Origin of the sequence: Paraburkholderia piptadeniae, assembly GCF_900007165.1 — a bacterium.
GTDB lineage: Bacteria > Pseudomonadota > Gammaproteobacteria > Burkholderiales > Burkholderiaceae > Paraburkholderia > Paraburkholderia piptadeniae.
Window position 1 is genome coordinate 98740 of sequence record NZ_CYGY02000035.1, and the last position, 23658, is coordinate 122397.

General features: G+C 63.8%; 21 protein-coding genes. 5 read left to right on the forward strand and 16 right to left on the reverse strand.

Features of this window, described 5'->3' with window-relative positions:
- Positions 1 to 188 precede the first annotated feature (188 nt).
- The gene (locus BN2476_RS19385; RefSeq protein ID WP_087735777.1) at positions 189 to 1424 is read right to left on the reverse strand and encodes a cytochrome P450; all 1236 of its coding nucleotides are present in this window, start codon (positions 1422 to 1424) and stop codon (positions 189 to 191) included.
- A gap of 210 nt (positions 1425 to 1634) precedes the next feature.
- On the opposite strand from BN2476_RS19385, the gene serB reads away from it, so the two are divergent.
- Positions 1635 to 2474 (forward strand): phosphoserine phosphatase SerB, encoded by an 840-nt coding sequence (gene serB / locus BN2476_RS19390; protein ID WP_087735778.1) that lies wholly within the window; start codon positions 1635 to 1637, stop codon positions 2472 to 2474.
- 114 nt (positions 2475 to 2588) lie between these two features.
- Here the strand turns inward: serB and BN2476_RS19395 are convergent, their stop codons facing one another.
- The 5 genes from BN2476_RS19395 to rimO form a co-directional block, all read right to left on the reverse strand.
- The gene (locus BN2476_RS19395) at positions 2589 to 3776 is read right to left on the reverse strand and encodes a cystathionine beta-lyase (protein ID WP_087735779.1); all 1188 of its coding nucleotides are present in this window, start codon (positions 3774 to 3776) and stop codon (positions 2589 to 2591) included.
- Positions 3777 to 3837: 61 nt separating this feature from the next.
- Positions 3838 to 4479 (reverse strand): hypothetical protein, encoded by a 642-nt coding sequence (locus BN2476_RS19400; protein ID WP_087735780.1) that lies wholly within the window; start codon positions 4477 to 4479, stop codon positions 3838 to 3840.
- 159 nt (positions 4480 to 4638) lie between these two features.
- Positions 4639 to 5823 (reverse strand): beta-ketothiolase BktB, encoded by a 1185-nt coding sequence (gene bktB, locus BN2476_RS19405; protein WP_087735781.1) that lies wholly within the window; start codon positions 5821 to 5823, stop codon positions 4639 to 4641.
- A 146-nt stretch (positions 5824 to 5969) separates the two neighbouring features.
- Complete coding sequence (locus BN2476_RS19410; RefSeq protein ID WP_087735782.1) at positions 5970 to 6908, reverse strand: sugar kinase; 939 nt, start codon at positions 6906 to 6908, stop codon at positions 5970 to 5972.
- Between the two features lie 3 nt (positions 6909 to 6911).
- Positions 6912 to 8303: a 30S ribosomal protein S12 methylthiotransferase RimO gene (gene rimO, locus BN2476_RS19415; RefSeq protein ID WP_087735783.1), complete on the reverse strand. Its 1392-nt coding sequence runs from the start codon at positions 8301 to 8303 to the stop codon at positions 6912 to 6914.
- Positions 8304 to 8784: 481 nt separating this feature from the next.
- Here rimO and BN2476_RS19420 point away from each other — a divergent pair, with 481 nt between their 5' ends.
- Complete coding sequence (locus BN2476_RS19420; RefSeq protein WP_087735784.1) at positions 8785 to 9171, forward strand: aggregation-promoting factor C-terminal-like domain-containing protein; 387 nt, start codon at positions 8785 to 8787, stop codon at positions 9169 to 9171.
- Entirely contained in the window at positions 9162 to 9638 is a 477-nt protein-coding gene (locus BN2476_RS19425) for a hypothetical protein (RefSeq protein WP_143810992.1), read from the forward strand. Before BN2476_RS19420 ends, BN2476_RS19425 begins: the two co-directional genes overlap by 10 nt.
- 111 nt (positions 9639 to 9749) lie before the next feature.
- Here the strand turns inward: BN2476_RS19425 and phaR are convergent, their stop codons facing one another.
- From phaR to BN2476_RS19455, 6 genes are all read right to left on the reverse strand, one after another.
- On the reverse strand, positions 9750 to 10328 hold the full coding sequence (gene phaR, locus BN2476_RS19430) for a polyhydroxyalkanoate synthesis repressor PhaR (RefSeq protein ID WP_012400378.1): 579 nt from the start codon (positions 10326 to 10328) through the stop codon (positions 9750 to 9752).
- 148 nt (positions 10329 to 10476) lie between these two features.
- Positions 10477 to 11217 carry a 3-ketoacyl-ACP reductase gene (locus tag BN2476_RS19435; protein ID WP_087735786.1) on the reverse strand — a complete coding sequence of 247 codons (741 nt, stop codon included), beginning with the start codon at positions 11215 to 11217 and terminating at the stop codon, positions 10477 to 10479.
- Positions 11218 to 11392: 175 nt separating this feature from the next.
- Positions 11393 to 12574, reverse strand: coding sequence for an acetyl-CoA C-acetyltransferase (locus tag BN2476_RS19440; RefSeq protein WP_087735787.1), 1182 nt, complete (start codon positions 12572 to 12574; stop codon positions 11393 to 11395).
- Positions 12575 to 12757: 183 nt separating this feature from the next.
- Positions 12758 to 14770 (reverse strand): class I poly(R)-hydroxyalkanoic acid synthase, encoded by a 2013-nt coding sequence (gene phaC, locus BN2476_RS19445; RefSeq protein ID WP_438942888.1) that lies wholly within the window; start codon positions 14768 to 14770, stop codon positions 12758 to 12760.
- Positions 14771 to 15182: 412 nt separating this feature from the next.
- The gene (gene pgeF, locus BN2476_RS19450) at positions 15183 to 16034 is read right to left on the reverse strand and encodes a peptidoglycan editing factor PgeF (protein WP_087735789.1); all 852 of its coding nucleotides are present in this window, start codon (positions 16032 to 16034) and stop codon (positions 15183 to 15185) included.
- On the reverse strand, positions 16031 to 17320 hold the full coding sequence (locus BN2476_RS19455) for an RluA family pseudouridine synthase (RefSeq protein ID WP_087735790.1): 1290 nt from the start codon (positions 17318 to 17320) through the stop codon (positions 16031 to 16033). The genes pgeF and BN2476_RS19455 overlap by 4 nt, the downstream gene beginning before the upstream one ends.
- Before the next feature lie 92 nt (positions 17321 to 17412).
- Here BN2476_RS19455 and BN2476_RS19460 point away from each other — a divergent pair, with 92 nt between their 5' ends.
- Positions 17413 to 18216: an outer membrane protein assembly factor BamD gene (locus BN2476_RS19460; RefSeq protein WP_438942891.1), complete on the forward strand. Its 804-nt coding sequence runs from the start codon at positions 17413 to 17415 to the stop codon at positions 18214 to 18216.
- 160 nt (positions 18217 to 18376) lie between these two features.
- Here BN2476_RS19460 and rlmD read toward each other — a convergent pair whose 3' ends face one another.
- Positions 18377 to 19681, reverse strand: coding sequence for a 23S rRNA (uracil(1939)-C(5))-methyltransferase RlmD (gene rlmD / locus BN2476_RS19465; RefSeq protein WP_235850899.1), 1305 nt, complete (start codon positions 19679 to 19681; stop codon positions 18377 to 18379).
- Between the two features lie 226 nt (positions 19682 to 19907).
- Here rlmD and BN2476_RS19470 point away from each other — a divergent pair, with 226 nt between their 5' ends.
- Positions 19908 to 20771, forward strand: a complete 864-nt coding sequence (locus tag BN2476_RS19470) for an endonuclease/exonuclease/phosphatase family protein (RefSeq protein ID WP_087735793.1) — start codon at positions 19908 to 19910, stop codon at positions 20769 to 20771.
- Positions 20772 to 20837: 66 nt separating this feature from the next.
- Here the strand turns inward: BN2476_RS19470 and BN2476_RS19475 are convergent, their stop codons facing one another.
- From BN2476_RS19475 to BN2476_RS19485, 3 genes are read right to left on the reverse strand one after another with little or no spacing between them, the layout of a single operon-like run.
- On the reverse strand, positions 20838 to 21614 hold the full coding sequence (locus BN2476_RS19475) for a 3'-5' exonuclease (RefSeq protein ID WP_087735794.1): 777 nt from the start codon (positions 21612 to 21614) through the stop codon (positions 20838 to 20840).
- 5 nt (positions 21615 to 21619) lie between these two features.
- Positions 21620 to 22714, reverse strand: a complete 1095-nt coding sequence (rpoS, locus tag BN2476_RS19480) for an RNA polymerase sigma factor RpoS (RefSeq protein ID WP_087735795.1) — start codon at positions 22712 to 22714, stop codon at positions 21620 to 21622.
- A gap of 16 nt (positions 22715 to 22730) precedes the next feature.
- Complete coding sequence (locus BN2476_RS19485) at positions 22731 to 23654, reverse strand: peptidoglycan DD-metalloendopeptidase family protein (RefSeq protein WP_087735963.1); 924 nt, start codon at positions 23652 to 23654, stop codon at positions 22731 to 22733.
- Between the last annotated feature and the right edge of the window lie 4 nt (positions 23655 to 23658).

The following is a 23658-nucleotide window of genomic DNA, read 5'->3' on the forward strand; positions in this document are numbered from 1 at the left end:
CTCCCCGAAGTTGAACTCCTTGCGAAGCAGCAAGCGTGCCCAGACTTTCAGCGACCCGGCTTGCGTCTGCTTCCACGCATCGCCGCGACGGCGGCCAGCGGCGCCGTAAGTCTTGCGTGTGCGCGGAAAAAGCTACGGGCGTGCGCTTCGAGTCAGTTTCCCGTCCGTTGGGTCTTGGCTCATCCGGCTCAAGCAACGGCGCACGGCACCGATGCATAGCCGCGAAAACGCACGCGTCCGCCGCGCGTCGGCTCGCCGCTGATTCTGTACGACGGAAAGCGCCGCACGAACCGTCCGATCGCGATGCGTGCTTCGAGGCGCGCAAGCGACAGTCCCGCGCACTGATGAATGCCGAAACCGAACGCGAGATGGCGGTTCGGCGTGCGTCGGATGTCGAAGCAATCGGGCTCGGCAAACTGCCCGGGATCGCGATTCGCCGCGCCGATGCACAACGTGACGGGCGTGCCCGCCGTCACAGGCACGCCGCCGATCTCCGTGTCGAGGATCGTCATCCGGTTGCCGAGCTGGTTCGAACTCTCGAAGCGCAGGCATTCCTCGACGGCGCTTTCGATCAGATCCGGCTCGCGCAGCAACGCATCCCGCTCGGCCGTCCACACGCTCAACGTGACGAGACCGTTGCCGATCAGATTCGTCGTCGTTTCGTGGCCGGCGTTGAGAATGAAGATGCAGTTCTGCAGCAGCTCGACTTCGGACAGCTGCTCGCCGCCCTCCTCGCCCTGGATCAGGCGCGTGAGCACGTCGTGCTGTGGATCGCCGGGCTTCGCGCGGCGTCGCGCGACGAGGTCCTTCAGATACGCGACGAACTCCGTCACCGCGCGGTTGCCGCGTTCGTGCTGCGCCGGCGTGAGCGTCGGCTCGAGCGCGCCGAGAATCGCCAGCGACCAGTCGCGCAACGGCTCGCGTTCGTCGTGCGGCACGTCGAGCAGATTGCCGATCACTTCGACGGGAATTGCGGCCGCGAAGTCGCTGATCAGATCGATCTCGCCGCGCGCGGCTGCGCGATCGAGCAGGCCGTCGACGAGTCGGACCAGGCCGTCTTCCATCGCCGCGATCGCGCGCGCCGTCAATGCGCCTGCGATCAGCTTGCGCACGCGTGTATGCAGCGGCGGATCGTTGAACACGAGGCTCGTCGTGTGATGTTGGAAAAGCGGCGTCGCGCCGTATTTGGGCGCGAACTCGACTTTCTTGTCGGAGCTGAAGGTCTTGGGATCGCGATAGACGGCCTGCACGTCGCGATAGCGCGTGAGAAATAGAGAGCCATCGGGCATGCGCTTGACGGGCTCGTGCGTGCGCAGCGCGCGATAGACGGGATACGGGTCGGCGTGAAACGATGCATCGAGATGCCGCAAGTCGAAATCGCAGGCGATGTCGGCATCGGTTGTCGTCGCATGAGACGGATTCATTTATGTCCCCATGTTGTTCTTCTCCGCGCGTCGCGGCTAATTACTTCGATTCGAAAGTATGAACCATGCCGCCATCACGAGCATCGCCGCTCCACCCGCGCGACCGGCCGTCGCGCGCGGAACCGTTACAATAGCCGGATTTCCCGTGCTCTCCCGCTGCACATTTCACGCGCGCATGCCACACATTGCGCGCCCATTTTCCGCGTCGACATGAATCTCGTCATCCAAAGCCTCGCGCCTCTTGCCGCCGAACACCACAAGCCGCTCGCCGCGTTGTCGCGCGGTTCGAAACTCACCGTGATCGATCCGCACGCGGTGCGCATCGACGACGCCGACGTCGCGCAGCGCGCCGACCTCGACGTGTACTGCTCGACGCATTCGCTCGACTACGCGTTCGTCGAAGCGGGCCGCCGGTTGACCGACTTCGGCCTCGTCGCGATGGACATGGATTCGACGTTGATCACGATCGAGTGCGTCGACGAGATCGCGGATTTCTGCGGATTGAAGGCCGAAGTGGCGGCCATCACGGAAGCGGCGATGCGCGGCGAGATCAAGGATTTCAACGAAAGCCTCACGCGCCGCGTCGCGCTGCTCAAGGGCCTCGACGCGAGCGCGCTCGAAAAGGTCTACGAAGAACGCCTGCGTCTGTCGCCGGGCGCGGAAAAGATGCTGGCGGGCGCGAAGGCGGCGGGTCTGAAGACGCTGCTGGTGTCGGGCGGCTTCACGTTCTTCACCGAAAAGCTACAGGCGCGCCTCATCCTCGATTTCACGCGCGCGAACACGCTGGAGATCGTCGACGGCAAGCTGACGGGCCGCGTGCTCGGCGAAATCGTCAACGCGGACGTGAAGGCGCGCACGCTGCGCGAAGCGTGCGACAAGCTCGGTATCGAACCGTCGCGTGCGATCGCGATGGGCGACGGCTCGAACGATCTGAAGATGATGTCGGTTGCGGGCCTGTCGGTCGCGTTCCGCGCGAAGCCTGTCGTGCGCGAGGCTGCGAGCGTTGCGTTCAATCACGTCGGGCTCGATGGGCTGTTGCGGCTCTTCTGAGCCGGCGCGCTTGCATCGCCGATGATGTGAAAACGCGAAAGGCCCGCTCGGAACCGAGCGGGCCTTTCCGTTTGCGAAGCCGCCTGACTTAAAATCAGGCGGCGAATGCAGCCGTCAGGCAGCCAGCGCCGCGAGGCAACGCTCGATATCCGCGCGCAGATCCGCTTCGTCTTCGAGGCCGACGTAGAAGCGCACCAGCGTGCCGCGATGCGGCCATTGGGACTCGGTGCGCATCGACGCGACGTTGTACGGCATCGCGAGACTCTGCGCGCCGCCCCAGCTCCAGCCTAGCGAGAACAGTTCGAGCGATTCGCAGAACGTGTCGATCTGCACGGGCGTATAGCGCTCGTTGAACACGACTGAGAACAGCCCGCCCGCGCCCGTGAAATCGCGCTTGTAAAACGCGTGGCCCGGGCAGTCGGGCAGCGCCGGATGCAGCACCGCCGCGATTTCGCGCCGCGTCTTCAACCACTTCGCGAGTTCGAGCGCGCTCTTGTCATGCTGCTCGAAGCGCACTTTCATCGACGGCAGGCTGCGCAGGATCAGCGAGCAATCGTCCGACGACACCCCGATGCCCATGCGCATCCGCGCGAGCTTCAGCTTCAGATGCAGGTCACGGTCCACGGTGATCGTCGCGCCCATCAGCACGTCGCTGCCGCCCGACTGGTACTTCGTGAGCGCCTGCATCGAAATATCGACGCCGTGATCGAACGGACGAAACGTGAGGCCCGCCGACCACGTGTTGTCGATCGCGGTGATGACGCCGCGTGCGCGGGCGACGGCCGTGATCGCGGGAATGTCGGACACTTCCATCGTCACCGAGCCCGGCGCTTCGAGCCAGATCAGCTTCGTGTTTGGCTGGATCAGGTCGGCGATGCCCGCGCCGATCAGCGGATCGTAGTAGCGCGCGCTGATGCCGAAGTCCTTCGCGAGCCACTCGGCGTGGTCACGGTTCGGCGAATAGACGTTGTCAGGAATCAACACGTCGTCGCCCGATTTCACGAGGCCGAAGTACACGTTCGAAATCGACGACAGGCCGGACGGCTGCAACAGCGCGTGATTGCCGCCTTCGAGCGCGGCAAGGCGCTGCGCGAGCGTGATCGACGTCGGCGTTGCGTGCAGGCCGTAGCGCCATTGCGCGTCGTTGCGCCAGTCGAGCGTGCGCATCGCCGCGAGATCCGGAAAAACGACCGTCGATGCGCGCGCAACGGGCACCGAGAACGATTCGAAACCGGGCGTCAGCTGATCGGCGGGCTGGACGATGCGTGTTTGCAAGCCGTGCTTCGGAGTCTTTTGAGTCATGGTCAGTTGGTGGTGGATTCGAAGTACGTGAGGTAGTACGTCTGTGATGCGCGAGGCGCGCCTATTCGCCCGTCGTCAGATTGCTCACGCCGTTGACGGGCTGGCCGCCCTTGTGCGCCTGTGCGGGCGGTTGCGTGGGCTGTTGCGCCGGTTTCTGTGCTTGTGCTGGCAACTGAGCGGGTGTCTGAGCGGGCAACTGAGCGGCCGCGCTCTTGCCGGCCGCGCCAGCCGCTGCCTGTCCTGCCGCGAGCGGCCGCAACGAGAACGCTTGCGGATCGGAATCGTCGACGTTCATCCGCTCGCCTTCGAGCGAGCCGTCGGCGGCAAACTTGCCGACCCAGTTGCCCGTGATGTGCGTACCGTCGTTCGACTCTTCGACTTCGAGCGTGTCGCCGTCGCGATCGCCCGCGATCAGGATCACCTCGCCCGAATCGGCGAACTGATACTCGCCGTGCACGCCGGATGGGTCGTCTGTCTTCGCGCCCAGGCGCAGCACAATCTGCCGCTTGCCGAGCGTGCCCGCATATTGCGGAAACTTCGCGAACTCGGGGCTCGGCTTCAACGGCAACTGGATCGGCGGCGGCGCCTTCACGGCATCGCTTTGCGCGCGCGTCACGGCGGGCAGCGCCACCGTGACGGCCAATGCCGCGACCGCGATCATCACGGGCCACGACGCCCTCTGTTTCGACCTCATCTTCTGCATCCGTTGTTTCCTTTCAACCGGCCTGTGATGGCCCGCTTTCGACGTCCCGCTCGCGGCGTCCAGCGCGGCGGGAACGGCTTCGACCGGTTATACCGCAAGTTCGTTCAGCGAAGGGACAGCGACATGCTCGCCGTCCCCTGTTCACACGTCATTTCCTCGTCAGATGCGCTCGAAGATCGCGGCAATGCCCTGGCCGCCGCCGATGCACATCGTCACGAGCGCGTAGCGCCCGCCGATGCGCTGCAGCTCGTACAGCGCCTTCACCGTGATCAGCGCGCCCGTCGCGCCGATCGGATGACCGAGCGAAATGCCCGAGCCGTTCGGATTCACCTTGGCGGGGTCGAGGCCCAGTTCCCGCGTGACGGCGCATGCCTGCGCGGCGAATGCCTCGTTCGCCTCGATCACGTCGAGATCGCCGACCTTCAGGCCGGCGCGCTCCAGCACCTTCTGCGTCGCGGGCACGGGGCCGATGCCCATGTAGTTCGGATCGACGCCCGCGTGTGCGTACGCGACGAGCCGCGCGAGCGGCTTCGCGCCGCGCTTCTCGGCGACGCTGCGCTCCATCAGCACGACGGCCGCCGCCGCGTCGTTGAGGCCCGACGCGTTGCCCGCCGTGACCGTGCCGTTCTCCTTCGCGAACACCGGCTTGAGCTTCGCGAAATCGTCGGCGGTTGCGTTCATGCGCACGTGCTCGTCCGTGTCGAAGACGGTGTCGCCCTTCTTCGACGCAATCGTGACCGGCAGAATCTGTTCCTTGAAATAGCCGCCTTCGATTGCCTTCGCGGCGCGGCGATGCGACTCGAGCGCGAGCGCGTCCTGCGCTTCGCGCGTGATGTCGTACTTCTTCGCGACGTTTTCGGCCGTCACGCCCATGTGGATCGTCTGAAACGGATCGTGCAGCGCGCCGAGCATCATGTCGACCATGCTCGCGTTGCCCATGCGCTGGCCGAAGCGCGCCGTCGGCATCATGTACGGCGCGCGGCTCATGCTTTCCGCGCCGCCGCCGATCGCGACGTCCGCATCGCCGAGCAGCACGCTCTGCGCCGCCGACACGATCGCTTGCAGCCCGGAACCGCACAGCCGGTTCACGGTCAGCGCGGGCGCATGCTGCGCGACACCGCCGTTCAGCGCCGCAACGCGCGCGAGATACATGTCCTTCGGCTCCGTGTGGATCACGCTGCCGAACACGACGTGACCGACTTCGTCGCCGGCCACGTCCGCGCGCGACAGCGCCTCGCGCACGACACGCGCGCCCAGATCCGTAGGCGCGAAGTCCTTCAGGCTGCCGCCGAAATCGCCGATTGCGGTCCGTACACCGCTTACCACCACCACTTCACGTTGCATCGCTTGCTCCTCTCTCTTGTTTCTCAGATGAATGCCGCGCGCTTCGTGGAGACAGCACGCGACGATGTCCCGCTGAACCTTCCCGAGTTGCCGGATTGGCGCGTTGCCCCCTGACGCTATTGTGCAGCGGCCGCCGTGCGATGCGCTCAAGCGCCGAGGAGTTTTTCGACAGTCGCGCGATCGGGAATCGGCGCGACGGCGCCGAAGCCTTGCGTCGACAGCGCCGCCGCGACGTTTGCATAGCGCGCGGCCCTGAACGGGTCGTCGCCCGCGACGATGCGCGCGATGAACGCACCGCCGAAACAGTCGCCCGCGCCCGTCGCATCGACGGCGTTGACCGCGTGACCCGGTACGACGCGGCGCTCATCGGGCGTCGCGACATACGAGCCTTCCTTGCCGAGCTTCAGCGCGACGATACGCGGTCCTTGCGCAAGCAGGAAATCGACGATGTCGTCGCGCTTCGTGAGCCCTGTCAGTTCCGTGACGTCATCCCAGCTCGGCAGGCAGATGTCCGTCTGGCGGATCGTATCGAGCATCACCGCGCGCGCCCGCGCGAGCGGCCAGAGCTTCAGGCGCAGATTCGTGTCGAAGCTGACGAGCACCTGGTTCGCGCGCGCGTGTTCGATGGCGGCGAGAGCTGCATCGCACGCGCTCACGCTGATCGCGAGGCTGATGCCCGACAGATGGATGACCTTCGCTGCGGCAATCGCGTCGAGCGGCAGATCGCGCGGCACGTAGCGGCTCGCGGCGGAACCGGCGCGCAAGTAGTCGAACTGATGCCCGGACAAGCCGTGCGACACGAAATACACGCCCGTCGACGCCTGATCGTCGATGCGCACGAACGACGTATCGACGTGCTCGCGCTGCCACAGATCGAGCAGCAGACGCCCGAACTGATCGCCGCCAACGGCCGATACGAAGCCCGTCGATGCGCCCTGCCGCGCGGCCGCGATGCAGAAGTTCGACGTGTCGCCGCCAAAGCCCTGCAGATACGTCGGCAGGTCTTTCTCCGACTGGTTGAACTCCACCATCGCCTCGCCGAGCGCGAAGACGGACGGCGTGCTGGCGAGCGCGCCCGGCGCCATCGTTTAGACCTCGCCCCACAGGTCGTGGCCGTCGGCGCCCGTGATCTTCACCGACACAAAATCGCCGACCTTGTAGCGCTTCGATGCCTTCGTCGCGGGCGCGATATACACGACGCCGTCGATCTCCGGCGCGTCCGCCGCCGTGCGGCCGATGCCGCCGTCGGCGTTGATCTCGTCGACGAGCACCTTCAGCGTCTTGCCGACCTTGCGCGCGATGCGTTTCGCGGACACTTCTTCCGCGACTTCCATGAAGCGCGCGCGGCGCTCCTCGCGAACTTCGTCGGGCAGCGCGCCGTCGAGCTCGTTGGCCGTGGCGCCTTCGACGGGCGAGTACGCGAAGCAGCCGACGCGATCGAGTTCCGCCTCGCGGATGAAGTCCAGCAGCGTTTCGAACTGCTCTTCCGTTTCGCCGGGGAAGCCCGCGATGAACGTGCTGCGGATCGTCAGGTCCGGGCAGATCTCGCGCCATGCGCGCACGCGCTCGAGCACCTTCTCGGCATTCGCCGGGCGCTTCATGCGCTTCAGCACTTCCGGGTGCGCGTGCTGGAACGGCACGTCGAGATACGGCAGCACGTGCCCCTTCAGCGGACCGTCGGCCATCATCGGAATGACTTCGTCGACGCTCGGATACGGATACACGTAGTGCAGACGCACCCATGCGCCGTATTGCGCGGCCAGTTCGCCGAGCGCGCCGACGAGATCCGTCATGCGCGTCTTGATCGGCTTGCCGTTCCAGAAGCCCGTGCGGTATTTGACGTCGACGCCATATGCGCTCGTGTCCTGCGAAATGACGAGCAGCTCTTTCACGCCCGACTTGAACAGGTTCTCCGCTTCGAGCATGACTTCGGCGACGGGCCGCGAGACGAGATCGCCGCGCATCGAAGGAATGATGCAGAACGTGCAGCGGTGATTGCAGCCTTCGGAAATCTTCAGATACGCGTAATGACGCGGCGTGAGCTTGATGCCCGCGGCGGGCACGAGATCGACGAACGGATCATGCGGCTTCGGCAGATGGCTATGCACGGCCTGCATCACTTCGCCGACGGCATGCGGGCCCGTCACGGCGAGCACCTTCGGATGCACTTCTTCGATCAGGTTCGAGCCGCTTGCGCTCTGCTTCGCGCCCAGACAGCCGGTGACGATCACCTTGCCGTTCTCGTTCAGCGCTTCGCCGATCGCGTCGAGACTTTCCTGGACGGCTTCGTCGATGAAGCCGCACGTGTTCACGACGACGAGGTCCGCGCCGTCATACGTGCCGGAGATCTCATAACCCTCCGCGCGCAGTTGCGTGATGATCTGTTCGGAGTCGACGAGGGCTTTCGGGCACCCGAGGGAAACGAATCCGACCTTCGGAGTCGAAGCGGTCGGCGCGGCGGGGGTTGAGGTCTGCGACATAGAGAATGGTCCGGCGAGAAGCGATGAGTGGCGCGATAGATGAAGGCCTGGGCGTGCAACCCGGGCGCCAAACCGCGGCAAACGTGGGTGCACCGTGCGGCGGCGAAAAGTACAACTGCGGAACGACTGCGGGCCGCCGCGAATTGGGGCCATGTGGATCGTATTTGTAGCGCGATGCGTGGTCGACGCCTGATCGGAATGGCCCCGCGCAAGCAACCGCACATTATACCGTGGGCGTGGGATGGGGGACCGGGTGGATCTGCTTACCGACGCCCTTTCGTCAAGACACCTGCGTCCCTGCACAGGGCCCCCGTCAACAAGATGCACCCCTCTGTTATCGATCATGGAAAATTGACAAATGATTACACCGCCCTGATTCATTTACGAACGCGCATTCATTATTTTCTTATCTGCATTCTTTCCGGAACAGGTTTTCGACACGACAGGCTGAATCGTGGCATCTCAGCAGACAAGGATAAAAATGAACGCACGGCATATCCACAATCACAGGCCAATCAAACATTCAAAGCGATCCTGGCAAGAAAAGTCGACGAGTGTCGTACCGCCTTACGTTCAGTCGGCGCTCAGAACGGCGATTGAACTCGAAGGCGTTTCATCCGCCGATTTCAACGATCTCCTTTGGATCATGGCGCAAGAATCTGTCGGAATTGTCGACACGCGCAACGGCGCATCAACAGCACGGGGCCTCTATCAGTTGCTCCGCGCTCAATACGGTTTAAACCCTCATGGCGACCAGTCCTTCGGCAATGCCGTTGAAGAATGCCAGGGCGGCATCCGTTACATTTACGGCCGTTATCATTCAGCAAAATCAGCGAAAGATTTCTGGACGAAACATCAATGGTACTGAACGTCATGCGCCGATCATTGTGTTTTCTTTCGATCTTATGCGCCGTGTCGATTCGGTGTATCGCGTCGGACGATTTGCCGAAATTCGAAAATTGTGCGGCCACACCTGAAACGGTGCAAAAGCAAGCCCGCCTGAGACTGACGATAGCCGAGACCCGTCGATATGCGACACAGTTGAGGGAAGCACAGAAACATCCCGTCGATTTCGCCGGTCATTTCGTCATGGCCAGTTGGGGATGCGGCGCGGGCTGCGTCATGGCAGCGGCGATAGACGCGAGAACGGGCGCTGTCACGATGGTCCCGTTCACGCTGTCGGATTGGCCACTCGAAGTAACCGAGCCTCTTTCATTCCGGAAGGACAGTTGCCTGCTAATCGTCCGCGGCAGCCGAAATGAAAAGGGACGCGGCACGTACTACTACCACTTCGACGGCAAGTCCTTCCACCTGTTGAAAGCAGACGAAGAATAAACGCGCACCCGACGCCACACCGCCCGGCGCGCCGCCGGGCGGACTCATCGAGGCGTCTTGGCCGGAAAAACTCAGGAAGAACTTTCCCGCTCGAAGAACCGCTTGCGCCGGCTACTTCTTCTCCGGCTCCGGATTCCCTTGTGGCGCAGGCTGCGTGAACGGGAACGAGCTGAACATCGTCTTCGCCTGGTTCTGCATCTGCTCCTGCATCTGCACGAACATGTTCTTCGACTGCTCGATATAGCTCGTCATCATCCCCTGCATCATCGGGGCCTGCATGTTCATGAACTGCGACCAGACCTCCGGATTCATCGTCTTGCCTTCGTACAGGCCCTTCGACTGATCCGCGAGCTTGTTCTGAATATCGATGAACGCCTGGATGTTCTTTTCCAGGTACGTTCCCATCATGCCCTGCATCGCATGCCCGTAAAAACGGATGATCTGCGACAGCATCAGCGAAGAGAACATCGGCAGACCGCCGCTCTCCTCTTCGAGAATGATCTGCAGCAGAATGCTGCGCGTCAGGTCTTCGTTGCTCTTGGCATCGATGACCTTGAAATCCTCCTGATCCAGCACGAGCTGCTTCACATCAGTCAACGTGATGTAAGTGCTGGTCTCTGTATCGTACAGTCGACGGTTCGGATATTTCTTAATGAGTCGTTCGGCTGTTTTCTTTGTAGTAGTGGTCATGTAAAGCCTTTGAGCGCGAATGAAGCGCAGAAACGGCGTCCTGTCACACGCGCAGCATGACACTGCGCGTACAAGACGCCGCCAGAAACATCTGAACCATGCAACGCCCTGCTTCGTCCTTGCTGCGACAAAGCGGAACGCCCACGGATCAGCCCATATGCAGGCCGCCGTTCAGCGAGAAATCGGCCCCCGTCGAGAAGCCCGATTCCTCCGACGCCAGCCATGCAACGATCGACCCGATTTCATCCGGCGTGCCGAGACGGCGCACCGGAATCGTCGCGACGATCTTTTCCAGCACATCGGGGCGGATCGATTTCACCATGTCCGTGCCGATGTAGCCCGGCGAAACGGTGTTGACCGTCACGCCCTTGGTGGCCACTTCTTGCGCGAGGGCCATCGTGAAGCCGTGAATGCCCGCCTTCGCGGTCGAGTAGTTCGTCTGCCCGAACTGCCCCTTCTGGCCGTTCACCGACGAGATGTTGATCACACGGCCAAAGCCGCGCTCGACCATGCCGTCGATCACCTGCTTCGTCACATTGAAGAGGCTGGTCAGGTTCGTGTCGATCACGGCCGTCCAGTCTTCGTGCGTCATCTTGCGGAACACGACGTCGCGCGTGATACCCGCATTGTTGACCAGCACGTCGACTTCACCGATTTCAGCTTTCACCTTGTCGAACGCGGCCTTGGTGGATTCCCAGTCACCGACGTTGCCTTCCGAAGCAACGAAGTCGAAGCCCAGAGCTTTCTGATCTTCGAGCCACTTCACGCGGCGCGGCGAGTTCGGGCCGCAGCCCGCGATCACCCTGAAGCCATCCTTGTGCAGACGCTGGCAAATGCTCGTGCCGATGCCACCCATGCCGCCCGTTACGTACGCAATTCGTTGTGACATAAAACACACTCCATTATCGTTTTACGAGACGCCAGCCGCCTCGTGCTTCGCCCTTCGCGATATCCACGGCCGTGCGGCGGATTACGCCGCCCGCACGGCCATCGGACCGCGCCACGCACCGGCCGCCTCGGCGAACACCGGCCTGCGTGGCGGCCTCCTTGTGAAACGGTCCTGCTTACGGACGCTCGACTGCCAGCGCCACGCCCATGCCGCCGCCGATACACAGCGAGGCCAGACCCCTCTTCGCATCGCGCTTCTGCATTTCGTGCAGCAGCGTGACGAGAATACGGCAGCCCGACGCGCCGATCGGATGGCCGATCGCGATCGCACCGCCGTTCACGTTGATCTTCGACGTGTCCCAGCCCATCTGCTTGTGCACGGCCAGCGCCTGCGCGGCGAACGCCTCGTTGATTTCCATCAGGTCGAGATCGTTCACGCTCCAGCCCGCGCGCTCCAGACAGCGGCGCGACGCCGGCACGGGACCCATGCCCATCACCTTCGGATCGACAGCCGCGTTCGCGTATGCCTTGATGCGCGCGATCGGCGTGAGACCCAGCGCCTCGGCCTTCTTCGCCGACATCACGACGACAGCGGCTGCGCCGTCGTTGAGGCCCGACGCGTTCGCGGCCGTCACCGTGCCTTCCTTCGAGAACGCCGGCTTCAGGCCCGCAAGCGATTCGGCCGTGACACCGTGGCGCACAAATTCGTCGGTCGTGAACGACAGCGGGTCGCCCTTCCTCTGCGGAATCTGGATCGGCACGATTTCATCATCGAAGCGGCCGGACTTCTGTGCGGCTTCCGCCTTATTTTGCGAAAGTGCCGCGAACTTGTCCTGGTCTTCGCGCGTGATGCCGTATTCCTTCGCGACGTTTTCAGCCGTCACACCCATGTGGTACTGGTTGTACACGTCCCACAGGCCGTCGACGATCATGCTGTCGATCAGCTTCGCATCGCCCATGCGGAAGCCGTCGCGCGAGCCCGGCAGCACGTGCGGCGCGGCGCTCATGTTTTCCTGGCCGCCCGCGACGACGATGTCCGCGTCGCCCGCGATGATCGCGTTGGCCGCCAGCATCACGGCCTTCAGGCCCGAGCCGCACACCTTGTTGATGGTCATGCCGGGCACCGCCATCGGCAGGCCGGCCTTGATCAGCGACTGGCGCGCCGGGTTCTGACCCGAACCCGCCGTCAAAACCTGACCCATGATGACTTCGCTCACCTGCTCGGGCTTCACGCCCGCGCGCTCCAGCACGGCGCGGATCACCGTGGCGCCCAGTTCCGGCGCCGCAATCTTCGCCAGCGACCCACCGAATTTGCCGACAGCCGTGCGGGCCGCCGATACGATCACTACGTCAGTCATTTCGATTTCCTCCGGGGCTGCGGCGAGTTGCTCCACAGTAGCCCGTCAAGTTGTTAATCCGGTCAGTCAGCGTTACTGCGATACAGCGTCTGTCTCACTCCGTCGTCACTCGTTATCCGTTTTCGGCGATCGCTCATCGACTTCGACGGCGACCGCTCGTGAGTTGCTTCGACGCCCGAACGATTACTCGCGCACCTGCACGTAGCGTCCGGGCGCAGGCTCGATCACCGGGAATTCGGCGGAGCCCGGCTCCGTGGGCGCCTTCACCTTCTTGCCGCCGTACTGGTCGAGCCAGTTCGTCCATTCGGGCCACCAGCTGCCCGGCGTTTCCGTCGCGCCTTCGAACCAGTCGTCCGGGTTCGCGGGCAGCGTCTTCTCGTCGCCCGCCACCGCCCAGTAGCTGCGCTTCTTCTTCGACGGCGGATTGATCACGCCTGCGATGTGGCCCGATGCGCCGAGCACGAACTTGCGCGGCCCCGTCAGCAGCGGCACCGACGCATACGCCGATTGCCACGGCACGATGTGGTCTTCGCGCGAACCGTAGATGAAGGTCGGCACGTCGATGCGCGACAGGTCCACCTTTTCGCCGCATGTCGTCAACGCGCCGGGCACGCGCAGCCTGTTCTCGAGATACGTGTTGCGCAGATACCAGACATACATCGGACCCGGCAGGCTCGTCGAATCGCTGTTCCAGTACAGCAGGTCGAACGGCATCGGCGTGCGGCCCTTCAGATAATTGTCGACGACGTAGTTCCACACGAGGTCGTTCGGACGCAGGAACGAGAACGTGTTCGCGAGCTCGATGCCGCGCATCAGGCCTGGGGGCATGCCGTTCTTGCCGCCGATCGTCTGCTCGCGCATCTGCACGTGGGCTTCGTCGACGAAGATGTCGAGCACGCCCGTATCGCTGAAGTCGAGCAACGACGTGAGCAGCGTCATCGACGCGGCGGGATGTTCGCCGCGCGCCGCCGCGACCGCCAGCGCCGCTGCCAGCAGTGTGCCGCCGATGCAGAAGCCGAGCGTATTGATCTGCTCGCGGCCGCTGATCTGGCGTGCGGTATCGAGAGCCGTCAGAACGCCTTCGGACACGTAGTCGTCCCACGTCTTCTGCGCGATCGACTGGTCCGCGTTGCGCCACGAAATCAGAAAGACCTGATGCCCCGATTCGAGCGCATGCGCGACGAGCGAGTTGTCGGGCTGCAGATCGAGAATGTAGTACTTGTTGATGCACGGCGGCACGATCAACAGCGGCCGCTCGTGGACCGTTGCCGTGCGCGGCTTGTACTGGATCAGCTGCATCAGTTCGTTTTCGAACACGACGGAGCCTTCCGTCATCGCGAGATTCTTGCCGACGCCGAAACGCGTTTCGTCCGTTTGCGAGATCTTGCCGCGCTGCATGTCGCCAAGCAGGTTCATCACGCCCTGGCGCAGGCTCTCGCCGTTGCTTTCGAGCAGCGTCTTCTGCGCTTCGGGATTGAGCGCGAAGAAGTTGCTCGGCGATGCGGCGGCCGTCCATTGCTGCACCGCGAAGCGGATGCGCTCGCGCGTCTTCTGGTCGGTTTCGATCGCGTCGACGAGTTCCTGCAGATAGCGCGCGTTCAGCAAGTACCACGCGGCCGTGTACGTGTAGACGGGCGTCGTCTTCCAGGCTTCGGAGCTGAAGCGCCGGTCCTTGAGTTCGATGCCCGTCGACGCCGCCTGGGTCGCCTGCTGCAGCAACTGCATCGCGTCACGCGAATAGTCGGACTGCAACTGCTGAAGGCGCGCCGGTGGAATCGAGGCGCTCGGCACCTTCAGCCCCGCGAGCTGCTGCGTGAACTGTTGCGCAAACTGCGGCGCGAACTGTTGAGCAAGTTGCGGATTGAACGCCTGTCCGAAGAATGCGTTGAACGGCTGGCCCGCGGCCTGACCGTCCGGTTGACCCTGCGCCTGAGCAAACTGTTTGGCGATCTGCTCGACGAAGGGATTGGAAAACGGCAGCGAACCGGCCTGCGCCGTCGCCGCTTTCGCGAAGTCCGGCATGGGAGGAACGCTGAACGGATTGCCATTTGCTGCGGCCGGTGCGCCTAGCGAACGCCATGCGTTCATCCATGCGTCGAACCATTGCTGAACCCCTGCCGCATTCGCTTCTTGCTGAGCGCGGTCTGACGAGGTGTCCTTGCGAGAAGAATTCGAGGAAGTTTGAGATGCAACCATGCCTGCTTTTGACCGAAGAGTCCTCGCGGACGGGTTGAGAGGCAGGTACTGGCGCGGAGACCGCGATCGGATCGCGACCACGTGGCGCCCTTGCCCTGTGAAGAACATTCTTGCGCCCCATCGCAAGGCATGTCAATGCTTGCTCCCGATTTTGCCGCAGTGCGGGATTTTTTTCATTATCGTTTTCCCGATGTGCAGCAATGCGTTTCGCGATCGGCCGCACGGTCGTGCTGTGCAATGCAATAAGAGCCCGCAATGACGGGCTCTCGTCCTGATCCACACGGGCACGGAACGCTTACGCGCTGCGCAACCGCATAGGTCTTCTTACGTTCGCGCAGTGCAGCATAAGAATGCTCGCGAAGCGCCTTCGCGACGTGTCGGGCGCAGCAAAAAGACCTTTGCGCAGCGGGACTTAGAGCGCCCCAATATCGTCAGCGAGCCAGATCATCGCGGCCATTCGGCCCGTCTCGCGATCACGTCGATATGAGTAAAAGCGCTCGCGTTGAGTGACCGTGCAATGGTCGCCACCCGTCACCTGCGTCACGCCGAGTTGCGCAAGCCGCAGACGTGCGAGACTGGGCAGATCCGCGAGGTATTTACCCGCGTTCACAGGGTGATCGTCGAACGCGCTTGCGACCTCATCGCGTTGTGCGCCGCCGACACCTTTCATGAAGGCGTCACGCACGTCTGGTCCGACCTCGAAAGCATCCCGTCCGATGCACGGACCGAGGTAAGCGTGCAGCGCTGACATGTCAGTGCCCGCGAGCGAGGCGACACGCTGCGCGGTATTTTCGACGACAGCTGCCGCGAGCCCTCGCCAGCCAGCATGCGCGGCGCCGACCGCGCGGCCTTGCGGATCGCACAGCAGGACGGGCATGCAGTCCGCGATCATCACGACGCACAGCGTGCCCGCGCGGTCGGTCACGCTCGCGTCGGCCTGAACGGGCAGCTCGCCGCGCTTTGCGGCGGCGAGCGCATCGTCGGCGCTCACGACGGTCGCGCCGTGGACCTGCGACAGCCACGCCGCTTCGTCGAGTCCCGTGAGCCGCAGCACGCGCGCGCGGTTCTCTTCGACAAGCGCGAGATCGTCGCCCGACTTCTTGCCGAGATTCAGCCCGCCCGGCCCGTCGACGCCATCGCGCCACGTGCCGAACGGCGGCAGACTCACCCCGCCGTTGCGCGTCGTGACGAACGCATGCACGCGCGGCGATACGCGCCACTCGGGCCGCAGCACATCGTTCATCGTCAGGTCAGGCAGCGTCATGCGCGATCGTCCTCGTCGTGTGATCCGTGTGATCCATCTGCTTCGTCTTCGTCGACGTAGTCCTCCGCATCGGGCGATGCGTCGGTTTCGTCGTCGTAGAACGCTTCGTATTCTTCGTAATCTTCGGCGTACTCGTCGTCGTGCTCGCGGCCCAGCCCCAGCGCTTCGGACAGGGCAGCGATATCGTCGGGCACGTCGGCGCGCCATTGCATCGTGCGGCCCGTCCGCGGATGAACCAGCGCGAGCCGCCATGCATGCAGCGCCTGACGCCCGAAGCCGCCCGGCAGCGGCGTCACCGAGCGCTTGCCGCGCGCGCGGCCATACACCGGGTCGCCGAGCAGCGGGTGGCCGACATGCGCGCAATGCACGCGGATCTGATGTGTGCGCCCCGTCTCCAGATCGCAATGGATCGCCGACACGGGCTGACGCTCCCACAGTGTCGAATCGATGCGCCTGAAGTGCGTGCGCGCGGGCTTGCCCGACGCGCCCGTCACGACGGCCATGCGCGTGCGCTCGCGCGGATCGCGGCCAATGGGCGCGTCGATCGTGCCTTCTTCCGGCATGTTGCCCCACACCAGCGCGAGATAGCGGCGCTTCACCGTGCGCGCCTGCAACTGGCGCACGAGATCCGTTTGCGCTTCGAGCGTGCGCGCGACCACCATCAGCCCCGACGTTTCCTTGTCCAGCCGATGCACGATGCCCGCGCGCGGCAAGCCCGCGGCGGCGTCGCCATAGCGGTGCAGCAGGCCGTTCAGCACGGTGCCGCTCCAGTTGCCGGCGGCGGGATGCACGACGAGCCCGGCTGGCTTGTTGATCACGACGAGCGTCTCGTCTTCATAGACGATATCGAGCGGCACGGGTTCCGGCGTGAACGCGAGCTGCTCGGGCAGCAGATCGGGCACGAGCTCGATCGTCGCGCCGAGCGGCACCGGCTGACGGATCTTCGCGGGCTGTCCGTCGACGCGCACGCGCTGCGCCTCGATCCAGCTTTGCAGACGGCTGCGCGAAAACTCGGGAAAGACCTTAGCGAGCACCTTGTCGAACCGGTCGCCCGCAAGCTCGGGCGGCACCGTGACGACGCGCGGCGCTTCGTCGGCATGCGGCACGGCGCTTTCGGCATCGGCGTTCGAGGCTTCGGAAGCGGGTGCGTCGCCGCCGAAATCGTCGTCGAGCGCATCGCTCGCGCCATCGTCCGGCAATGCGTCGGCGGGGTTGGCGCTTGGGCTATAATCCTTGCTGCTCTTCCGCGCGCCCTGAACGGGGCGCGGAGTATTGGAACGGGTCATCGAGACTGGGTCACCTGGACGTAAAGCTAGACTGGAAAATGCGAGCCTTGAACATCATTACTCAAACTGTTCGAAAGACGGTGGCCCAACAGATGGCCAGGAAGGTGGCCATCTATGTCGCTTGCGCGGCAGCCGTGACGCTGGTGGCGGCCTGTCATGGCCTGCCTCAGAAGACGGACGAAACGGCGACGTGGACCAACAATAAATTATATACGGAGGCGCAAGACGCCCTGAGCGGCGGCGACTTCGGCAAGTGCGCGAAATACTTCGAAGCGCTCGAAGGCCGCGACCCGTTCGGTCACTTCGCGCAGCAGGCGCAGATCAACGTCGCGTACTGCAACTGGAAGGACAGCGAAACGGATGCCGCCGACCAGGCCGTCAACCGCTTCATCCAGCTGCACCCGGACCATCCGGACATCGCGTACGCGTATTACCTGAAGGGCATGATCCACTTCAACGACGACCTGGGTCTGTTCGGCCGCTTCTCGGGCCAGGACATGAGCGAGCGCGATCCGAAGTCGCTGCGCGAGTCGTATGACGCGTTCAAGGTGGTCGTCGACAAGTATCCGCAAAGCAAGTACGCGCCCGATGCGGCTCAGCGCATGCGCTACATCGTGAACGCGCTGGCTTCGCACGAAGTGCACGCGGCCGACTACTACTATCGCCGCGGCGCCTACGTGGCCGCGATCAACCGCGCGCAGCTCGCGATCAGGGAATACAAGAACGCGCCCGCGATCGAAGACGCGCTGCACATCATGATGCTGTCGTATCAGAAGCTGGACCAGCCCCAGCTCGCCGACGATACGAAGCGCGTGCTGGCAGGCACGTTCCCGGACAGCCCGTATATCACCGGCCATGCGCGTCCCGGCAAGGAAAAGTCGTGGTGGCAGTTCTGACCCGCTGATCGTCAGCTGATATGAAAAACGCCACGGTTCGATACCGTGGCGTTTTTGTTTGTGGAGGCCCGCATTGGTGCCCGCTCTGCCCATTTTGGCGCCCGCAATACGCGGACGCGCTTCATGACGGGCGCGCTCCGTTCGCGTCGGTCAAGCCCGGTCAGTCACGCTCGAACAGCGCAATCGACTCGACATGCGACGTGTGCGGGAACATGTTCACGACGCCCGCGCCCTTCAGCCGATAGCCGGCTTCATGCACGAGCAGGCCGGCGTCGCGGGCGAGCGTCGCCGGGTTGCACGACACGTAGACGATGCGCTTCGGCAGCGACCCTTCGCCGCTTTGCGCGATATCCGCGAGCGCCTTCGATACGGCAAGCGCCCCTTCGCGCGGCGGATCGATCAGGTATTTGTCGAAGTGGCCGAGCGCGCGGATGTCATCGGCGCTGACTTCGAACAGGTTGCGGCACGCAAACGACGTATGGCCGTCGACGCCGTTTTCCTTCGCGTTTTCGAGCGCGCGCGTGGTCAGCACGTCGCTGCCTTCGATGCCCACCACTTCTCGCGAAACCCGCGCCAGCGGCAGCGTGAAGTTGCCGATGCCGCAGAACAGGTCGAGCACGCGGTCGGTCTTTGCGGGCGCGAGCAGGCGCAGCGCGCGGCCGATCAGCACGCGGTTGATCTGGTGATTGACCTGCGTGAAATCGGTGGGGCGGAACGGCATGCGGATGCCGAACTCGGGCAGCGTGTAGTCGAGCTGCCGGTCGAGCGGATAGAACGGATAGACGGTATCCGGCCCCTTCGGCTGCAGCCAGAACTGGACGTTGTGCTGGTCGGCGAAATCGCGCAGCAGCTGTTCGTCGGCGGCGTTGATCGGTTCCAGGATGCGCAGCACGAGCGCCGTCACCGACGAGCCGACGGCCAGTTCGATTTGTGGCATACGCTCGCGAATCGACAGCCCTTCGACCAGGTGGCGCAGCGGCACCAGCATGTCCGACACATGCGGCGGCAGCACTTCGCAGCTCGTCATGTCGGCGACGTAGCTGCTCTTCTTCTCGTGGAAGCCCACCAGCACGCCACCCTTCTTCACGACGTTGCGCACCGTCAGCCGGGCGCGATAGCGGTAGCCCCACGACGGGCCGTGGATCGGCCGGAAGACGGTTTCGGCGCGCAGCTTAGCCAGATGCATCAGATTGTCTTCGAGCACGCGCTGCTTGACGGCGATCTGCGCGCGCACGTCGAGATGCTGCATCGAACAACCGCCGCACGTGCCAAAAAACTTGCACTGTGGGCGGGTACGGATCACGCTCTCTTTAAGAATATCGACGACCTGCGCCTGTTCGAAACTCGGCTTCTTCCGGTAGCTCGAATAGGTGACGCGTTCGCCGGGCAGCGCGCCCTCGACGAAGATGACCTTGCCGGGCGAGCCGTCTTCCGTGACGGTGCGGCCGACGCCGCGCGCTTCCATGTCGAGCGAGTCGATATCGAGTTCGGGGGCCTTGAACGGGCCGGCGGCAGCCTCGTCGCGCGCCTGCTTGCTCTTGCGGGGCGAGCGCGTCTTACCAATGGGGGTAACAGTTTCAGACACCTGCGACTTCCTGACAGACTGTGTAAAAGTGGGACCCGAAATGAAAAATCGGCGGGACCAAACATGAGATTGTAGACGAACGACAAACACCGACGGAGATTTGACGATGCGACTGATCAGCTGGAACGTCCAGTGGGGACGCAGTGCGCACGGGGACGTGAACCTGTCGCGCACGATCGACGAAGCACGGCGGCTCGCCGATTTCGACGTGCTGTGCCTGCAGGAAATCACGCGCGGCTTTTCGGTGCTTGCGGGCCATCCGGGCGACGACCAGTTCGCCGAGCTGGCCGATCTGCTGCCCGGCTACACGGTATTGGGCGCGATCGGCGCGGATCTGGCGCCGCTCAAGCTCGATGCGCCCGCCGCGCCGCGCCGGCAGTTCGGCAACGTGCTCGCGACGCGTCTGCCCATCGAGCGCGTGATCCGCCATTCGCTGCCGTGGCCCGCCGACCCGGAAGCGCCGTCGATGCAGCGTGTCGCGCTCGAAGCCGTGCTGCGCGCCCCCAGCGGCCCGCTGCGCGTGATCGTCACGCATCTGGAGTTCTATTCGCTCAAGCAACGGCTCGCGCAGGTGAACCATCTGCGCGCGATGCAGCAGGAGGCGGCCGCGCATGCCAGGCACCCCGCGCCCGCTGAAAACGCGATCGGGCCTTTCACCGATACGGGGCGGCCTGTCAGCGCGATCGTCTGCGGCGATTTCAACAGCGCGTACGACAGCGAAGCATACCGGCGCATGCTGGAGCCGCTCGACGGCAGCCCATCCTTCGTCGACGCATGGACGGCGCTGCACCCCAACCAGACGCCGCCGATGACGGCAGGCGTCTACGACAAGGCGCAGTGGTCGGACGGGCCGCTCACGTGCGACTTCCTGTTCGTCACGGAAGACCTGCGCACGCGGCTACGAAGCTGCGAGATCGACGGTGCGACGCGCGCATCCGATCATCAGCCGATCGTGCTGGAGATGGATTGACCGAGCCGGCGTGCACGCGGCGCGCACGCATCATCGGCGGCGCGTGCACGAGACTCCGCGCAGCGATCAGTTCTCGAACGCAGCCAGGTATTCGGCCCAATGCGGCGCCGACTCCTGCGCGAGCGAGTTCTTCACGAACGCGATTTCGTCCGCGTACTCTTCGGGCGAGAAGCCGCCGCGCATCAGCTGGAAACGGCAGTACAGCAGATACGTGTTGACGACGTCCGTCTCGCAGTAGTTGCGAATCTCATCGATACGGCCCGCCAGGAACGCGTGCCACACCTGGCCGCCGTCCATCCCCAGCTTGCCGGGAAAGCCGCACAGCTTCGCGAGCGCATCGAGCGGCGCGTTCGCGCGCGCCTGATACATCGCGAGCAGGTCCATCAGGTCGGTGTGACGCGAGTGATAGCGGCTGATGTAGTTGTTCCACTTGAAGTCGCGGTCTTCTTCGCCGAGATCCCAGTAGCGGTTCGCGCGAATGCCGTTGACGAGCGCGCGGTAGTGCAGCACGGGCAGATCGAAGCCGCCGCCGTTCCACGACACGAGCTGCGGCGTGTATTTCTCGATGGTCCGGAAGAACGACTGCACGAGCGCCGCTTCGCCGTCTTCAGGCGTGCCGAGCGAGCGCACGCGAAAGCCGTTGTTGTCGCGGAACACGCATGAAATCGCCGCAACGCGCTGCAGGTGATGCGGCAGGAAATCGCTGCCCGTCTTTTCGCGCCGCGCCGCGAAAGCATGCTCGGCGACTTCTTCGTCGGACATCGTGGCGGGAAGACTTTCAAGCCGGCGAATGCCGGCGACATCGGGAATCGTCTCGATGTCGAAAACCAGAATTGGAGTCATTGTTTCTAAAGAACGGCGTCCTTACGCACGCCATTGGAGGCAAAGAAGCGTTTCAGCCGCACGAGCGCCTCTTGCTGGATCTGGCGCACACGCTCCCGCGTAAGGCCCATTTCATCGGCGAGTTCTTCGAGTGTCGCCGGTTCGATGTGATTGAGTCCGAAGCGGCGCTCGATCACATGCCGATGCTTGTCCGACAGCCGCGCGAGCCATGCCCGCGTCAGCGTTTCGAGTTCGCGATGCTGCACCTCCGCGTCCGGCGACTGGCTCTGGTCGTCCGACAGCAGATCGAGCAGGCTGCTCGCCGGATCGAGATCGAGCGGCGCGTCGAGCGACGCCGTGTGCTCGTTCAGCGCGAGGATGTCGGTCACTTCGTCCGTTGTCTTGCCCGTCAGGTACGCGATATCGTCGATGCTCGCGTCGCGGCGGTCGGCCGCCTCGCCTGAGTTCATCGAATTCTTTTCGAGGTGGCGCTTCGCGCGCAGCACCTGGTTCAGTTCGCGGATCACATGCACGGGCAGCCGCACCGTGCGCGCCTGATTCATGATCGCGCGCTCGATGCTCTGGCGGATCCACCACGTCGCGTAAGTCGAGAAGCGGAAGCCGCGCGTCGGATCGAACTTTTCGATCGCGTGCATCAGGCCGAGGTTGCCCTCTTCGATCAGATCGAGCAGCGGCACGCCGCGATTCAGATAACCCTTCGCGATGCTGACCACCAGCCGCAGATTGCGCTCGATCATCACCTGGCGCGCTTCGAACTCGCCCGCTTTCGCGAGACGCGAATAGCGCTGCTCTTCCTCGACGGTGAGCAGCGGCTTCACGCTGATCCGGTTCAGGTAGTGCTGGATCGTATCGGCCGTGAGCTCGGCCTGCAGGAGCGCACGGAAATCGTCGGCGTCGGGTGCGGAATCGTTTGCGCCTTCCCGCGACTCGGATTCTTCTTCGGAACCCGATGCGCGTTCGTCGAGATCATTGGCGCTTTCGAGATCGTCGACCGATTCGTCCTCGACGTCGGAAGCGCCAGCGTCGTCCACCGAAACATGCGTGGCACGGCTGAGTGACTCAGTCTCTGCTTGCGGTGTGCGGCGCTTCGATTTCGGCATGGTCGTATCGCTTCGCTTATTGCGGCGGCAAATACTTCAATGGGTCGACAGGCTTGCCCTGGCGGCGAACTTCGAAATGCAACATCACGCGGTCCGAATCACTATTGCCCATTTCGGCGATCTTCTGACCTTTGGTTACCGCGTCACCCTCTTTTACCATCAAAGCACGATTATGTGCATACGCTGTGAGATACGTCGCGTCATGTTTGATGATAATGAGATTGCCGTAACCGCGCAGCCCATTTCCTGCATAAACCACCCGGCCATCAGCGGAAGCCTTTACCGGTTCGCCCACTGAGCCCCCGATGTTCACGCCTTTGTTCTTCGAATCGTCAAAGCCGTTGAGCAGCGGCCCGCGAACGGGCCATGCGAACGACACGTTTCCGTTCGACGCCGTCGTATCGCTGGCGCCCTGCGGCGGAATCGTCGTCGCCTGCGTGCCCGACGCGCCCGGCGCCGCACCGAAGAGCGGCGGCTGGTTCGCCTGCGGCGCGCCGTTCAGCGGCGCGCTCTGCACTGCACCACCGCCGATCGGCGCCGTCGCGACACCCGGTACGACAGGCGCACCGTTCGCGCCCGGCGGCGCAACGCGCAGCAACTGGTCGACCTCGATCTGGTTCGGGTTCGTCAGGTTGTTCCACGTGGCGATGTCGCGATAGTTTTGACCGTTTTCGAGCGCGATCCTATACAACGTGTCGCCCGGCTTCACTCGGTAGTAGCCCGGAGGTGGCGGACCGAGCGGCGCGGCAGGCTGCGCGCCGGGCGCACCGCCCCCTTGCGTGACGGTGCCGAGGGTGCCGGAGCGATCGACGACGGGCGCCTGATCGAGGCGCGTGGCACATGCCGCCAACACGGAAAGCATGGCCACGCAAACGCTGCGCTGAACGATGGTCAACGGGACATTCTGGCTGGTTCTTTGCATCGCGCGAAACATACTCATCAGG